Below are 14,948 nucleotides of genomic sequence, written 5' to 3' on the forward strand. Positions count from 1 at the left end.
TGACGACAGGATGCACACGGATTGCACCGCATGGCCTTTGAAGATTGCACTGCTCACGCATTCTGTCAATCCAAGGGGAGGGGTGGTGCATACCCTTGAACTGGCGTCCGCCCTGCACCGTGCAGGGCATGCAGTAACGGTCTTTGCGCCCGCGATGGCGGGCCAACGCATGTTCCGGCCTCTGCCCTGTCGATTGCAATTGGTGCCCATAGCGCCAAACGGAGACGGCATGGTGGGGATGGTTTCATCGCGCATGGACGCATTTGAGTGCCACATAAAGCACTTGCTGCTGAGCGAGCAATTCGATGTATTTCACGCGCAGGACCCCATAGGCGCAAACGCACTGGCCAACCTGCAATTGCAGGGATTGATTGACGGGTTTGTGCGTACTGTTCATCATTTGGACGATTTTGACGATAGCCAGCTCATGGAGTGGCAAGAGCGTGGCATGCGCATGGCTCAGCAGGTTTTTTGCGTAAGCAAATTATGGTGTGAAGCCTTGCAACGCGATCACGCGCTACGCCCTCTGCTGGTTCGCAATGGCGTTGACCTGGATCGATATACCGCCATACCGGATCACACAGACGCTGCGTTGAGGGCACGTCTCGGGCTGCGTGGTGGTGTGGATGCACCGGTGTATCTGGCTGTGGGTGGTGTGGAAGAGAGAAAGAACTCGGTACGCATCCTGCAAGCATTCGCCCAGTTGCGCGCGAGGCATCCCATGGCACAACTGCTGATTGCGGGCGGCTCCAGCCTGTTGGACCACAGCGGCTATTCGCGGGCGTTCTACAGCGAAGCGACGCGTTTCGGGTTGAATCCGCAGACGCGCTCCACAGGGGGTGACGTAGTTGTCACAGGCGCATTGTCCGACGCAGACATGCCGGCACTGTTCCGCTCGGCCGATGTACTGTTGATGCCTTCTCTGCGTGAGGGATTTGGTCTGGTTGTTCTGGAAGCGCTGGCGTGCGGCACACCCGTCGTGGTTTCCCGCATGCAACCCTTTACGGAGTACCTAGGGGAAGCAGATTGCTGCTGGGCCGACCCGCAGGATGCCACATCCATTGCTTCGGCAATGCAGGCGGCGATGGACCCCGTGTGGAAAAAGCACTTGAGGCATACACCCGAAGTATGCAGGCGCTTCAGTTGGACGGCCAGTGCCCTCCACCACGCCGATCTATACCGCGCATACCTTGGGCAAAGAAAGCTCTGCGCACCCTTTCAGCCAACATATACAGGAGCACACCATGCCCGAAATGCATTTTGACGTCCGTTGGCCAGACGCCACGCAAAGCCATTGCTATTCACCCTCGCTGATCATCAAGGACTACTTCCAGCCAGGGCAGAGCTATCCGTTAGACCAATTTGTTGCCAAGGCCAGGGAGGCGTTGAACATCGCATCTGACCGGGTGCGAGCCAAATATGGCTTTGCCTGCTCCTCCGCAATGGACCAGTTGCAACACATCGAGAGGCAGGCGGCACAGTTTGAATCCAGTGCCAATGCGCAAGTCCATGTACTTGCCTTTCACGAGTAATCCACACCGCTACCCAACAAGTTTCCAGCTATATCCAAGGAGTTCCCATGCCCACATCCAAACCCATCCCACACCACGGCGTTGTCATTGTCGGCGGTGGTCAGGCAGGCCTGTCACTGAGCTACTATTTGCAACAGCGCAGCATTGACCACCTTGTCATTGAGAAAAAGAGCTCCATGCACGCTTGGCGCAGCCAGCGCTGGGATGCCTTCAGCCTGGTGACTCCGAACTGGCAATGTGCACTTCCCGGCTGGCCTTACAACGGAGACGACCCTCATGGTTTCATGAAGAAGGATGAAATCCTGAGTTACTTGGAAGGCTTTAAGAAACATGTCAACGCCCCCATGCTGGAAGGCGTCGCAGTTCAGCATGTTTCACGCAATGGCAGTCACGGATTCGAAGTTAAGACAACGGAGGGTACATTCTCGGCTGATCAGGTCGTGGTGGCTTCAGGTGGCTACCACCAGCCCATCATTCCGCGTATGGCGGAGCGCATTCCCAAAGACATCGTCCAACTTCACTCCGAGCAATACCGCAACCCGGCGGAACTTCCCGAAGGTGCGGTGCTGGTGGTAGGTTGTGGCCAGTCCGGCGCACAAATTGCCGAGGATTTGCACTTGGCTGGGCGCAAGGTCGTCTTGGCAACAGGCAATGCGCCGCGTTGCGCACGTTTCTACCGCGGCAAGGACGTGGTGGACTGGCTGGCTGATATGGGCTACTACGATATGCCGGTGCATGAGCATCCTCTGCGCGAAGGCGTCCGTGACAACACCAATCACTATGTCACCGGACGTGATGGAGGTCGTGACATAGATCTGCGCAAATTTGCCACCGAAGGTATGGAGCTGTATGGCTTGCTCAAAGACCTGGACGGCGAAGACTTGCAATTTGAGGGAGATCTGGCGGCCAACCTGGATCACGCCGATCGCATATACAACGGAATCAATGCGTCCATAGACAAGTACATTGCGCAGCATGGCATAGATGCCCCCGCCGGAGAGACATATGTTGCGCCCTGGAGCCCAACCGAAGAGCGGTTGAGCCTGAATATACGCAGCGCCGGCATCTCAAGCGTTATTTGGTGCATTGGTTTCCAACCCGACTTTAGCTGGCTGGATGTGCCCGTATTCAACGGACGCATGCAGCCAAGCCATGTGCGTGGCGTTACAGGTGTGCCAGGCGTGTATTTCCTGGGCCTGCCGTGGCTCTACACCTGGGGATCCGGCCGGTTCTCCGGCATTGCACGCGACGCGCTCTACATGGCCGAACAAATCGAGGCGCATGACGGCAATACGCCTCGACACAGTAGCAGCAAAGTTGAAGACCTGTTGCTGTCATGAAGAGGGACCTCACCGAGCCAACGCGCATCAGCCACATAGTGGCTGGTATGCCCCATCTTTGTTGGAATGGCCTATCTGAAAACTGGCTACTCAAGGAGTGCGGCCACCGCCACTGGCTGGCGATGGCCGAACAGCAAGGCCAGTTGCTACCGGATTTCTATGACAGCCTTGGGCGCAAGGTGTACGCCGCCTTCACTTTCATCCGCATCAGCGGAGCCAGGCTTTACAAAATTCAGGAGAACGACCGCTTTATCATGGTCACCAGCCATACCGAAGTGGGCAGGACACAGGACTACAGCCGGCATGAAGTCCTGTTAGATGGAAGCCGGGTTGCGCTTGTCCAAATGCTTTCGGCATTTGTACGTCGCGATTCCAATGGAGACAACAAGGGAGTCGCCCGCGCTTCCATGGATCGATCAAGTCAAGTATTCGTTTCATCCCAACTGACGGGCGAGACGGAACAGTTTGTACAGCTTGCGCGCTCGCTCCGTGGAGCATCTTCGCCTCCGGGCTTTGGTGAAATGGAAGACGAAGTGCTCGAGTCCACTTTCACACCGTGCCCAAACAACGACTTCAATGGTGCGGCATTGCTGTATTTTTCGTCATTTCAATCGATCGCGGACCGCGCCGAGTGGGAGCACCGGAAAACACTGCAGCTTCAGCTTGGCGTGAAGTATGAGTTGAATCGCGAGATGGTGTTCAAGGGGAATCTCAATCCGGGTGATTCGGTGTGTACCCGCCTGCAGGCCGAATGCCTGGTAGACGGCCAGCACGCACACCACAGCACATTGCATCGACACTCGGATGGTTTCTGTATGGCAAACATCAGGACAATCAAGACCCCGGCGCCTGCCCACAGCACTACCGGCTAATCAAACTGTCGCGAACTTGGGAGGCGAGATTCATCAACGGTTGTCGCAGTTCAGCCACTACTTCTGCCACAGAAGATTGCGTGGTGACGCTGGTATTCAATACGTATATGGGGTGATTCTTCACAACGATCGGTGTTGCCAATGCCACTACTTCAGGTTGCCAGGATGCAGCACAAAATCCTTGCGATCGAACGCTTTGGATGGCGGCCTCTATTTCACGCTCCAGTGCGCGCCAATGACCGACACGCCGCGTCTTGAATTCCAGGAGCATCGCTTGGCGTTGCGCATCTGTTGCAGCAGCCAGCCAGGCGCGCCCCAAGGATGTCAACTCAATTGGGACGCGCTGTCCGGCAACCACATTGCGCAGCGAGACCTTGCGGTTGTATCGCACCGATTCAAGGTAAACCATCTCATCGCGGTCGGCCACGGCCAGACCCACATTGATCTTCAGCTTCTCGGCGAGCTGCCTCATCAAGGGCGCTACAGCCTGCAGCACGGGTGAACCTGAGCGCATGGCATGAGCAAGACTGAGTATCGGCGCGGCGAGTCGGTAGGCTCGCTTTTGCTGGTCATGTTCCAGTAGGCCAGCAGCAACCAACGTTTGCGTCAATCGACTCACCGTTGCGCGTGCAAGGCCCGTCCTCTCGGACAGGTCTCCGTTGCCAAGCAAGTCAGCACCAGGCCTGAACGAGCGAAGGATTTCAACACCCCGCTCCAACGAACGATTTGTGGACTGCGTCATGAAAAGTAAGGGTTTTCCCTTGTATCTCTGGTGATTTCATTTCCATCTGGTGGAAATGGCACGTATCGTACTTCAAGACCGGTCTATAGACTAAAAGCCACTACAAATAGGAGACATATCTGTGACTTCCCATGCAATTTTGCTGCATTTTTTGCCGTTTCCAACCATGCTCCCACTGGCATGTTCTGGTAGCGCCTACGGCACCATTGGTAGCGTATGAAAAATCTGAATTTTGTGCGAGGCCTATGCATCATGGCGATAGCCCTGACATTTGGCCTCGCATCTTTGAAATATAAGGTTGGTGAATTCGGCAGAGCCGGACCTGCGCTCTTTCCGCTGCTGGTAAGTTGCCTAGTCTTCTTGATTGGCATTGTCACGGTTGCGCGGTCACGCTTTGTAACCCCGGTGCCCATTAGCTACAGCGTCAGAAACATCGCTCTCATTTTGCTGAGTCTGTGCGGCTTCGGACTACTGTCCCAATACGTCAACATGCTGGCTGGTGTTGTTTTCCTGGTGTTCTGCAGCTCCTACGCCAGCAAACCCTATTCAATAGCGCGGAATATCAAGATATCGCTCGTCCTGATTGCCATTGCTTTTGTATTTAAAAACGCACTTGGCCTCAATCTGCCCTTACTCTGATGGACATCCTCAACAACCTCGCATTCGGTTTTGAAAGTGCACTGACGCTTCAGAACCTCCTGTACTGCGCCATCGGGTGCATCGTTGGAACCTTGGTAGGGCTATTGCCCGGCCTGGGGCCCTTGTCCACCATCAGCTTGCTATTGCCGCTGACCTATTCAATCCCTACCAACGGGGCACTCATCATGTTGGCGGGCATCTACTATGGTGCGCAATATGGTGACAGCGTGAGCGCCATCACCATGAAGATCCCACACGCCAGCAGCATCGTTGCGTGTATCGATGGCTACCAAATGACGCTCAAAGGCAAGACAGGCCTGGCACTATTCACCGCAGGCATTTCTAGCTTCATCGGTGGCACCGTTGCAATTGTCGTTCTGGCAACGCTTGCCCCGCTGCTGGGCGAGGTGGCACTTCTGTTCGGTCCAGCAGACTATTGCGCCTTGATGATGTTCGGCTTCTTTTGTGTGAGCTTTGTCACGACCGGGAGCCTGCTCAATGGTCTCGCCATGACCTTGATTGGCGTACTTCTTGGCACCGTGGGAACCGATGTGAACAGTGGCGTTGCGCGCTTCACGATGGACCTGCCCTTTCTGGCAGACGGCATCGGGTTGATAAGCATTGCGCTGGGCTGTTTTGGCATTGCCGAAGTCGTCAAGAATCTGGACAACGGCAGCAACATCACGCCGTTCAACGGCACCATCAAGCTGATGCCAACATGGCCTGAGTTCAAGCGGATCATTCCCAGCGCGTTGCGCGGTAGCGCAATAGGCTCCTTTCTGGGCATCTTGCCTGGAGGTGGGCCCGTCATCGCCCAATTTGCCGCCTATGCAGTGGATAAACGCTTTAGTAAACACAAAGACGAGATCGGTCATGGCGCTATCGAGGGTGTTGCAGGTCAGGCCGCCGCAGACGAGGCAGCAGCGCGTACAAGCTTCATTCCACTCATGGCCATGGGCATTCCCGAGAATGCAGTCATGGCACTCATGATGGGGGCCTTCATCGTCAAGGGAATACAACCAGGCCCGGACATGATCTCCAAACATCCCGACTTATTCTGGGGACTGGTTGCCAGCATGTGGATTGGCAACTGCTTCCTGGTTGTTCTCAACGTGCCTTTGGTGCGCTATTGGCTATCGGTGTTCAAGATTCCGTTCAATGTGCTGTTCCCGGGAATTCTGTTCTTCTGCTGCATAGGCACTTTCAGTATCAATGGCAACGTTGACGACATCTACATCACGGCGCTCTTTGGGTTCCTGGGATATATGTTCATGCGCTTGGGTATGGAGGCAGCTCCGTTGATGCTGGGCTTTATTCTGGGGCCCATGCTGGAAGAGTATTTCCGCCGTGCATTGCTGATCAGTCGCGGAGACTTCAGCGCATTCGTGGCCCGCCCGATCAGCGGAACTCTGTTCAGCCTGATCGCCATCTTTGTTGTGTGGCAGATCTTTACCTTCTTCGCCAAAAGCCGTAGACCGATCAGTTCACATTCCCCGTAAGTCGGTATCCATACCCTTTGTAGACAGGCAGGCCCATCTTGGATGGCTCGCCACGGGAAGACTCAGCCCGGATTCGTAGTTCTTATTCAAACTAGGAGACATTTCATGCATAGCGGTCTAACTTCCACACTGCGCAAGTGCTTCAGTGCACTTGCTTGGGCCACAGCAATCCAAGCAGCTGCTTCCGTTTCCGTCTTCGCGGCGTACCCCGAGAAGCCAGTGCGTATTGTTGTTCCATTTGCGCCCGGCGGTGGTACCGACCTGGTGGCACGAACAATGGGAATTGCGATGGCCCAGGATCTAGGACAGCCCGTCTTGATCGACAACAAACCTGGTGGCAGCACCATCATCGGAACTGACTTTGTTGCCAAGAGTCCGCCCGACGGATACACCCTTGTCATGGCCACCATGGCGCACGCTGTCAATCCCAGCATTCAACCGAAGCTGCCCTACGTACATGAAAGAGCATTCTCGACTGTGATGCTCGTTGGTCGCTCGCCCAACGTACTGGTGGTCAAGGCGGACAGCCCGTTCAAGACGGTCCAGGACGTCATTGCTGCAGCCAAAGCCAAGCCGGGCAAGTTGTCATTTGCGTCACAGGGTCCCGCCACTTCGGCCCATCTCGCCGGAGAACTATTCAAGAGCCTGACCAAGACTGACATCACCCATGTCCCCTATCGGGGTGCCGGCCCTGCACTCAATGACTTGCTGGGAGGCCAAGTGGACATGATGTTTGCCACTGCATCCGCGGTAGGTGCATTTATCGAAAGTGGACGCATGCGCGCACTGGGGGTCACCACGGCAGAGCGATCACAGACACTGCTTCTTGCCAAAGTTCCGACGATTGCGGAAAGCGGAGTACCTGGTTACGTGGCTGACAGCTGGTACGGATTGCTCGTACCCGCCGGGACACCGCCTGCCGTCATTGCCCGATTGAATGCCTCTGCGCGCAAAGCAGTACTTTCAGACACGTTCAAGAAGCGAGTGGAGAGCGAAGGCCTGGTGGTCGAGGGCGGCACACCTGAGGAGTTTGATCGCTACATCAAGAACGAAGAGACACGCTGGCGCAAGGTTGTAAAGGCAGCAAACATTACCGCCGACTGATACCGGCAAACACACAAGGAAGCACCAAATGACCCCCTCTTTGATTGACCTGCAGATTCATTCCGGAATCGCCACCATCTATCTCAATCGACCGGAGAAGCGCAATGCGATGAGCGATGACATGCGTACGCAATTCATCGAAGCGCTCGAACGTGTTGCAAATGAAAAGTCCATCCGTGCCCTGGTTCTCACCGGCAACGGGAAGGGCTTTTGCGCAGGTGGCGATGTGGCGGGAATGGAGCGTCGAATGAACGCCCCGACCGGTGAAATTGCATTCAATGGCTGGCATCGCCAGCAGCGCGTGCACCACACGCAGATGTTGCTGCATACCATGCCCAAGCCGACCATTGCGGCGGTAAATGGCGCGGCATCCGGGTTGGGAGCAGACACGGCACTGGCGTGCGACTTTGTCATCGCAAGCGATGCCGCCAGCTTTACATGGTCCTACATTCACCGTGGAATCATTCCCGATGGCGGAGGAATGTACTTCCTGCCACGCCGCGTAGGCCTGGCCAAGGCCAAAGAGCTGATCTTTAGCGGGCGCAAAGTGGACGCGGCCGAAGCCTTGAAATTGGGCATCGCAGACCGGCAAGCCAATACTGAGACATTGGTGGCCGATGCACAGGCGTGGGCGGCTGAACTGGGTAGTGGATCGCCCACCGCATTGGCTTTGGGGAAGACCATCCTAAACCAGTCATTTGAAATGTCAGCTTCGCAGGTATTTGCGCAGGGCAGTCAGGCGCAAGGCATTTGCTACACCAGTACCGAACACCGCAATTCCGTGTTGGCTTTCCTGGCCAAGTCAGCGGAGAAAGGCGCCGTAAAAAGTGAAGAGGGGAAGATCCATGGTTGATACAGTGAGCTCCATTGCGAGATTGATACAGCCGCGCAGTGTGGCAGTCATCGGCGCGTCCGGGGACGCCAACAAAACGGCCGGTCGCCCGGTTGCCTATTTGCGCAAGCACGGTTTTTCGGGTGATATCTATCCGGTAAACCCCAAGGTGGAATCGATTGGCGGTCTGTGCTGCTACCCCGATATTGCTTCTTTGCCGGCAGTGCCGGATGTGGCGATCGTTTTGCTCGGCGCCGAACGTGCCCACCTCGCCGTGCGTGAACTCGGCGAACTGGGAACAGCTGCCGCGATTGTTCTGGCCAGTGGTTATTCCGAAACGGGCGAGGTCGGCATGCGCCGCCAGGCACAACTCATCGAGGCAGCAGGTTCCATGCGCATTCTCGGACCCAACACGATCGGATTGGTGAATCTCACCGACAACATCGTATTGTCAGCCAGCGGTGCGCTCGAGATGGACCATTTCCCTGTCGGCTCCATTGGCGTGGTGTCACAAAGCGGTGGGATCTTGGGTGCACTTCTGTCGCGCGCTGCGCCGCGTGGCATTGGTTTGTCCAAGTTGATTTCTACCAGCAACGAGGTCGATTTGGACCTGGCTGACTTCGTGGACTATCTGGCCGACGATCCTGCAACCAGGGTGATTGCCCTGTATGTGGAAAGCGTGCGCAACCCGGAGAAGTTCCGTGCTGCAGCGCTCAAGGCTGCACGCGCCGGCAAGCCCGTCGTTGCCTTCAAGATTGGCCGCTCCGAAGCAGGGGCGCAAGCAGCCGTTTCACACACTGGTGCCCTTGCTGGCGCAGACCGGATGTACGACGCCTTGTTCCATCAAGTGGGTGTGATTCGCGCGCAATCGTTCAGTGACCTGCTGGATATCCCCGCCGCGCTGTCTACAGGGCGGGTATTGCGGGGCAACCGCATGGCCATTCTCACTTCGACGGGTGGCGCCGGGACTTTGGTTTCAGATAGCCTGGGCGTATCCAACTTCGAAACACCTGCACCGGATGAACAGACCGCGGCGCGATTGCGCGCACTGCAGACCGGTGACCATGCCGCACTGGACCGCAATCCTATCGACGTTACGTTGGCTGGCCTGCAACCTGATTTGCTGCGCGGTGCCATTCGGGCTTTGCTGGAAAGCCCCAGCTACGACGCGCTGACCATCATCGTAGGCTCATCCAGTCTGGCGATGCCAGAGCTCATGGTGGGCGCCATAGAAGACTGTCTGCCCGGTAGCGACAAGCCGGTCATTGCTTACGTCAGCCCCCACGCACCCGAAGTGGCGGCCATGTTGACGCAACGTGGCGTTCCCGCATTTGCAGCTGCTGAAAGTTGCACCACTGCACTGACCGGCATGCTGCAAAGCGCACGCTGGAAAGAACCCCCGGCGCCAACTGCCGCGAACGGGCAGGTGTCCATCGACGACCTACCCTCAGGCTCACTCGATGAGGCACAGGCCAAACAACTGTTCATGCGTTTTGGCGTGCCCTGTGCGCGGGAAATAGTGGTGACCAGCGCAGCCGAGGCCCAACTGGCAGCTAGCTCTCTGAATGGCCGCGTGGTACTCAAGATTCTGTCTTCCGAGATAACGCACAAGAGTGACGTGGGCGGTGTTGCGGTCAATGTTCCATCACAACAAATCGGTGCGCGCTTGAACGAAATGCGCAACGAAGTTCGCCTCAAAGCTGGCATTGAGCCACGCAGTTTCCTGGTTCAGGAAATGGTTTCCGGCGGCACGGAGCTGATTCTGGGCATGCACCGTGATCCATTGGGCACGGCCATATTGCTGGGTATGGGTGGGGTTACGGCGGAACTCTTCAAGGACACCACGATGCGGTTGTTGCCACCACACGGCGGGCTGAGCCGGGAAGAAGCTCTGGGCATGGTTCAGTCCCTCAAGACATGGCCGCTGCTGAACGGCTTTCGTGGTCGCCCTCTGGCCGACGTGGATGCGCTGGTCGGCGCGATTGTGGCATTTTCACAAATGGCGGCCCAACTGGGAGGCCGGCTGGAAGTGGCCGAAATCAACCCGGTCTTTGTGCTGCCCGCCGGGCAAGGCGTTCGAGCTGCAGACGGCGTAGCCGTACTGGCGCACTAGCGTTGCGCACATTCATGCTGGCAGACGACGCATCGATCGTGGAAAGTATCTCGCGCCTGGACCGCTTGGTCCGACGCGAATATGTCGAGCATAAGGGTGACCGAATCTGCTGGCGCGGACTGGGTGAAGGCAGCCCTCTGGTTCTGCTGCATGGTGGGCATGGAAGCTGGCTGCATTGGATTCGGAATATCGAATTCCTTGCCTCACACCATGCAGTGTGGATTCCCGATATGCCGGGCTATGGCGACTCTGCTCCACCATTACACGGCAAAGGATTGTCCGCACTGGTGGAGCCATTGATTGTCACGATGAGCCAGTTGATTGGCGCGCAAGCGCGTGTTGATCTGGCGGGTTTTTCGTTTGGTGGCCTGGTTGCAGCGCATATTGCGGCCCAGAACCATTCGGTTCGTCGCCTTGCCCTGTTGGGCCCGGCGGGTCACACCGGACGGCGACGCCCACGTGGCGAACTACGCAACTGGAAAGCGCATGCGCAAACTGTCAACGCGGGTATGTTGGAAGACACCATGCGCCACAACCTTTCGGTGCATATGCTGCACACCCAAGCGGCTGCCATCGATACCTTGGCAGTGCACATCCACACCCAGTCCTGCCTGCGCACACGCTTTCGCAGCAAAGAGCTTTCACAGGGCGGCAGCCTGTTGGACACACTGCGCAGGACCGGCTTGCCGGCACTGCTGGCGTGGGGGGAGCACGACGTGACGGCGGAACCAAAGATCCTCTCCAAGTCCATTGCCGAGCAGCTCCCAGGATGCAAAACCCATCTCATTGAAGGCGCGGGGCACTGGGTCCAGTATGAACGTGCCGACATCACAAACCATTTGCTGCTGAACTGGTTCAGCGCAGATTCAGAGAGTTGATATGACGACCAAAGTGCAGATGCAAATGGACGGCGATGTAGCCGTGCTGGTGATTGACAACCCGCCTATCAACGCAGGGTCGGCAGATGTCCGCCGCGGCCTGCTGGATGCAATAGAATGCCTCCAGGCTGATGACCGCCTGCAGTCAGCGGTGCTCATCGGTTCCGGCAGCACCTTCATCGCCGGATCGGACTTGCGCGAATTCGGACAACCGCTGGAGGAGCCGCAGCTTCCCAGTGTCATTGCAGCAATTGAAAACTGTGGCAAACCGGTGGTCGCCGCGCTGCACGGCGCTGCGTTGGGCGGCGGCTTTGAACTGGCGCTGGGCTGCGATGCCCGCGTCGCAAGTCCCGGCACCGTGATTGGCTTGCCAGAGGTCACCCTGGGCATCATTCCTGGTGCAGGTGGCACCCAAAGGCTGCCGCGCCTCGTGGGGGTTGTGCGTGCGATCCACATGGTGTGCAGTGGCGAGCGGGTGGCCTGTCCACAAGCGCTTGCCTTGGGATTGATCAACCAGCAAGTTACGGGTGACCTGCGTGCTTCGGCCGTGGCTTACGCGCGCGGATTGGCAGGAGTCAAGTCGCGCCTACGTGATCAGGCCGTGCCAACCTCTGATGAGAACGAGGTCGCATTGGCCTGCAGCGCCGCCCTCAAGGCTGGCAGGCACAGACCAGCCGTACGTGCTGCCATTGAAGCCGTTCGCGCTTCCGAACACCTGCCAATCGACCAAGCACTGGTCCAAGAGCGATCTGTATTTCAGCAGTTGCGCGTGTCCCGGGATGCGCATGCACTTAGACACCAGTTTTTCGCCGAACGCGATGCGGCCAAGCAGCCGGCTTTGGTCAATGTGGCTCCACGCGATGTGCAAAGGGTAGTAGTGATTGGCGCGGGCACCATGGGCTCGGGTATCGCAATTGCCGCGCTTGACTCAGGTCTGCAGGTAGCCCTGCTGGAGCAGGACGAGGCCGCCCTGCAGCGTGGTGTTGGTCGCATTCAGGAATACTACAAAGGGCGCATTCAGGCGGGCAAATTGAAAGAGATCGTAGTCGCTGAACGCGAAGCCCATCTGCTGCCAACGACCGATTGGTCCACCCTGACACAGGCGGATCTGGTCATAGAGGCGGTGTTTGAGGAAATCACGGTCAAGCAGGAAGTTTTCAGGAAGATCGACGCCTACGCGCGCCCGGGCGCGGTGTTGGCCAGCAACACGTCGTACCTGGATCTGGACGCCATCGCAACTGCCACTGCACGTGCACGAGACGTGATCGGTCTGCACTTCTTCAGCCCCGCCAACGTCATGCGGCTACTTGAAGTGGTGCGCGGCAGTTCAACTGCCCCCGATGCTTTGGCAACAGGATTGGCCTTTGCCAAGCGCCTGCGCAAACTGCCTGTGGTGACTGCCAATGCCTTCGGATTTATCGGCAACCGCATTTATTCAGCCTATCGCCGCCAGTGTGAGTTCATGCTGGAAGAAGGTGCCTACCCGGAACAGGTGGACTCTGCCTTGGAGGCATTTGGCTTTGCCATGGGACCCTTTGCGGTCGCAGACATGTCTGGTCTGGACATTGCCTTGCGAATGCGCCAGGCACAGGCAGCCAACCGAGACCCGATGGCGCGCTATGTCCACATCCCGGATCAGTTGTGTGAAGCCGGACGCCTGGGACGCAAGACCGGCTCAGGCTACTACCGTTACGAAAGTGGAGCGAAGGGTCGGCAAGTGGATGATGCCGTGCACCGCATCATCGATGCGGCAAGTGCGGCCAAGAACTTGCTGCGTCGTGACCTGAGCGCAGAGGAAATCTGCCGTCGCGCACTGCTGGCGATGGTGAATGAGGCGGCTCTGTTGTTAAGTGAAGGTGTGGCACAACGGCCCAGTGACGTGGACGTGGTACTGGTCAATGGATACGGCTTTCCTCGCTGGGAAGGTGGTGCAGTCTTCTGGGCACGTGAGCGTGGCCGGGACCTCCTGGAGAAAGACATTGACTGGCTGGCCGAGATCAGCGGTCCGGGGTTTGTACGTGGTGAGGTGTGCCACCTTTGGGACAAGGAGAGCAACTGATGTACGCAACGCAAATGTTCGCCGAATATGCGGAGCAATACTGTCATCAACCGCTATCCGAGGAGGTGCTGCATCACGCCAAGCGGGCGGTGATTGATTGGTATGCCTCGCTCTACCCTGGTCTGGCGTCACCGCCCGTGCAGATACTGGAATCTTCGCTGACGGAAGACTTGGACCATGGTGGGGCACGCCTGGCCCTTGGGCGGCACGCAACGGCACGCACGGCGGCATTGATCAACGGTACGGCAGCGCATGCCGCGGAGGTTGATGACAGCTTTCGCGAAGCCATGTACCACCCAGGCGCTGCCACCATCGCTGCCGCCCTGGCCGCGGGTCAGGATCGCCAGGCCACTGGACTGGAATTCCTACGCAGTGTGGTTCTGGGATACGAGATTTCCACACGCATTGGCGTGACTTTGGGAAGACGGCACTATCAGTATTGGCACAGTACCGGAACGGTCGGCACCTTTGGCGCTGCCTGCGCTGCAGGAAATCTCTTCGGCCTGGATGGCCCTGGGTTTTCCCATGCCCTGGCCACCTCGGCCACATTCGCAGCGGGTCTGCAACAGGCCTTTCGCATGGACTCGATGTCCAAACCCCTGCATGCGGGACGAGCGGCCGAAGCCGGACTGCTGGCCGCAAAATGGGCGCACGTTGGCCTGACAGGCTCACTGGATGTGCTCGATGGCGAGACCGGTTTGGGGCAAGCGATGAGTACCGGCCCCGACTGGACACAAGCCGGAGCAACGCTGGGCCACGATTTTCATATTACGCGCCTGACGTTCAAGAACCACATCGGTTGCGGCCATACCTTCGCTGCCATCGATGGTGCGCTGGCGTTGCAGCGCCTACATGCCCTGGCAACATCGGATATGGCAAAGGTGCATGTGGCGACCTACCGACCAGCTTTGGATATTGCCTGCTATGAGCGGCCGACATCCGAGAACGAAGCGCGGTTCAGTCTGAGCTATGTGGTGGCGTCCGCCTTGGTACACGGCAGTGTGCGCCTGGCGGCCTACGAACCCATACGCCTGAACGATCCGGCCACCCGTGCCCTGATGGAGCGATTGACCGTGGCAGTGGACCCGGAACTGGATGCTGCATTCCCTGCCAGACGGGCTGCGCGCATCGAAATCGAGACCACAGATGGCCGCAAGTTGAATTACCTTCAACCCAACCGCAAGGGTGACCCCGAGGAACCGCTAAGTGACGATGAGCTTGAAGGCAAGCTGATCGAACTGGCTTCGCCGGTGATCGGGAGTGCCGCCGCCCATACCCTGCTGACCCGCCTATGGGCACTGGAGAGCGCTCCCGCACTGGACTGGTAAGCAACCATCG

Annotated in this window: 13 protein-coding genes; 12 read left to right on the plus strand and 1 reads right to left on the minus strand. The window is 57.7% G+C overall.

The window, feature by feature from the left end; genetic code table 11:
* Positions 1-10: 10 nt before the first annotated feature.
* The 4 genes from AC1RMF_RS16115 to AC1RMF_RS16130 are packed head-to-tail and all read left to right on the plus strand — an operon-like array spanning position 11 to position 3,744.
* Positions 11-1,264, plus strand: a complete 1,254-nt coding sequence (locus AC1RMF_RS16115; RefSeq protein WP_493142979.1) for an MSMEG_0565 family glycosyltransferase — start codon at positions 11-13, stop codon at positions 1,262-1,264.
* On the plus strand, positions 1,245-1,532 hold the full coding sequence (locus tag AC1RMF_RS16120) for an MSMEG_0570 family nitrogen starvation response protein (protein ID WP_493142679.1): 288 nt from the start codon (positions 1,245-1,247) through the stop codon (positions 1,530-1,532). The genes AC1RMF_RS16115 and AC1RMF_RS16120 overlap by 20 nt, the downstream gene beginning before the upstream one ends.
* A 47-nt stretch (positions 1,533-1,579) precedes the next feature.
* Complete coding sequence (locus AC1RMF_RS16125) at positions 1,580-2,872, plus strand: MSMEG_0569 family flavin-dependent oxidoreductase (RefSeq protein WP_493142680.1); 1,293 nt, start codon at positions 1,580-1,582, stop codon at positions 2,870-2,872.
* The gene (locus AC1RMF_RS16130) at positions 2,869-3,744 is read left to right on the plus strand and encodes a Pnap_2097 family protein (protein ID WP_493142682.1); all 876 of its coding nucleotides are present in this window, start codon (positions 2,869-2,871) and stop codon (positions 3,742-3,744) included. Before AC1RMF_RS16125 ends, AC1RMF_RS16130 begins: the two co-directional genes overlap by 4 nt.
* Here the strand turns inward: AC1RMF_RS16130 and AC1RMF_RS16135 are convergent.
* On the minus strand, positions 3,734-4,486 hold the full coding sequence (locus AC1RMF_RS16135; protein ID WP_493142684.1) for an IclR family transcriptional regulator: 753 nt from the start codon (positions 4,484-4,486) through the stop codon (positions 3,734-3,736). The two genes, AC1RMF_RS16130 and AC1RMF_RS16135, sit on opposite strands and share 11 nt — an antisense overlap.
* 216 nt (positions 4,487-4,702) lie before the next feature.
* On the opposite strand from AC1RMF_RS16135, the gene AC1RMF_RS16140 reads away from it, so the two are divergent.
* From AC1RMF_RS16140 to AC1RMF_RS16175, 8 genes are all read left to right on the plus strand, one after another.
* On the plus strand, positions 4,703-5,125 hold the full coding sequence (locus AC1RMF_RS16140) for a tripartite tricarboxylate transporter TctB family protein (RefSeq protein ID WP_493142685.1): 423 nt from the start codon (positions 4,703-4,705) through the stop codon (positions 5,123-5,125).
* Positions 5,125-6,624: a tripartite tricarboxylate transporter permease gene (locus AC1RMF_RS16145; RefSeq protein WP_493142687.1), complete on the plus strand. Its 1,500-nt coding sequence runs from the start codon at positions 5,125-5,127 to the stop codon at positions 6,622-6,624. The genes AC1RMF_RS16140 and AC1RMF_RS16145 overlap by 1 nt, the downstream gene beginning before the upstream one ends.
* Before the next feature lie 105 nt (positions 6,625-6,729).
* Complete coding sequence (locus tag AC1RMF_RS16150) at positions 6,730-7,728, plus strand: tripartite tricarboxylate transporter substrate binding protein (protein ID WP_493142689.1); 999 nt, start codon at positions 6,730-6,732, stop codon at positions 7,726-7,728.
* Between the two features lie 28 nt (positions 7,729-7,756).
* Positions 7,757-8,581: an enoyl-CoA hydratase/isomerase family protein gene (locus tag AC1RMF_RS16155; RefSeq protein ID WP_493142690.1), complete on the plus strand. Its 825-nt coding sequence runs from the start codon at positions 7,757-7,759 to the stop codon at positions 8,579-8,581.
* On the plus strand, positions 8,574-10,673 hold the full coding sequence (locus AC1RMF_RS16160) for an acetate--CoA ligase family protein (protein WP_493142692.1): 2,100 nt from the start codon (positions 8,574-8,576) through the stop codon (positions 10,671-10,673). Before AC1RMF_RS16155 ends, AC1RMF_RS16160 begins: the two co-directional genes overlap by 8 nt.
* 14 nt (positions 10,674-10,687) lie before the next feature.
* Positions 10,688-11,551 carry an alpha/beta fold hydrolase gene (locus AC1RMF_RS16165; protein WP_493142693.1) on the plus strand — a complete coding sequence of 288 codons (864 nt, stop codon included), beginning with the start codon at positions 10,688-10,690 and terminating at the stop codon, positions 11,549-11,551.
* A gap of 1 nt (position 11,552) precedes the next feature.
* The gene (locus AC1RMF_RS16170; RefSeq protein WP_493142695.1) at positions 11,553-13,610 is read left to right on the plus strand and encodes a 3-hydroxyacyl-CoA dehydrogenase NAD-binding domain-containing protein; all 2,058 of its coding nucleotides are present in this window, start codon (positions 11,553-11,555) and stop codon (positions 13,608-13,610) included.
* Entirely contained in the window at positions 13,610-14,938 is a 1,329-nt protein-coding gene (locus AC1RMF_RS16175) for an MmgE/PrpD family protein (RefSeq protein WP_493142699.1), read from the plus strand. Before AC1RMF_RS16170 ends, AC1RMF_RS16175 begins: the two co-directional genes overlap by 1 nt.
* Positions 14,939-14,948 lie beyond the last annotated feature (10 nt).

The organism is Rhodoferax sp. GW822-FHT04A08 (assembly GCF_058801025.1).

Excerpts from the sequence above, each read along its gene's own strand:
- AC1RMF_RS16115 (WP_493142979.1), top strand. The coding sequence starts at position 11 with ATGCACACGGATTGCACCGCATGGCCTTTGAAGATTGCACTGCTCACG.
- AC1RMF_RS16165 (WP_493142693.1), top strand. The coding sequence starts at position 10,688 with ATGCTGGCAGACGACGCATCGATCGTGGAAAGTATCTCGCGCCTGGAC.
- AC1RMF_RS16125 (WP_493142680.1), top strand. The coding sequence starts at position 1,580 with ATGCCCACATCCAAACCCATCCCACACCACGGCGTTGTCATTGTCGGC.
- AC1RMF_RS16155 (WP_493142690.1), top strand. The coding sequence starts at position 7,757 with ATGACCCCCTCTTTGATTGACCTGCAGATTCATTCCGGAATCGCCACC.
- AC1RMF_RS16120 (WP_493142679.1), top strand. The coding sequence starts at position 1,245 with ATGCCCGAAATGCATTTTGACGTCCGTTGGCCAGACGCCACGCAAAGC.
- AC1RMF_RS16130 (WP_493142682.1), top strand. The coding sequence starts at position 2,869 with ATGAAGAGGGACCTCACCGAGCCAACGCGCATCAGCCACATAGTGGCT.
- AC1RMF_RS16140 (WP_493142685.1), top strand. The coding sequence starts at position 4,703 with ATGAAAAATCTGAATTTTGTGCGAGGCCTATGCATCATGGCGATAGCC.
- AC1RMF_RS16160 (WP_493142692.1), top strand. The coding sequence starts at position 8,574 with ATGGTTGATACAGTGAGCTCCATTGCGAGATTGATACAGCCGCGCAGT.
- AC1RMF_RS16170 (WP_493142695.1), top strand. The coding sequence starts at position 11,553 with ATGACGACCAAAGTGCAGATGCAAATGGACGGCGATGTAGCCGTGCTG.
- AC1RMF_RS16175 (WP_493142699.1), top strand. The coding sequence starts at position 13,610 with ATGTACGCAACGCAAATGTTCGCCGAATATGCGGAGCAATACTGTCAT.
- AC1RMF_RS16145 (WP_493142687.1), top strand. The coding sequence starts at position 5,125 with ATGGACATCCTCAACAACCTCGCATTCGGTTTTGAAAGTGCACTGACG.
- AC1RMF_RS16135 (WP_493142684.1), bottom strand. The coding sequence starts at position 4,486 with ATGACGCAGTCCACAAATCGTTCGTTGGAGCGGGGTGTTGAAATCCTT.
- AC1RMF_RS16150 (WP_493142689.1), top strand. The coding sequence starts at position 6,730 with ATGCATAGCGGTCTAACTTCCACACTGCGCAAGTGCTTCAGTGCACTT.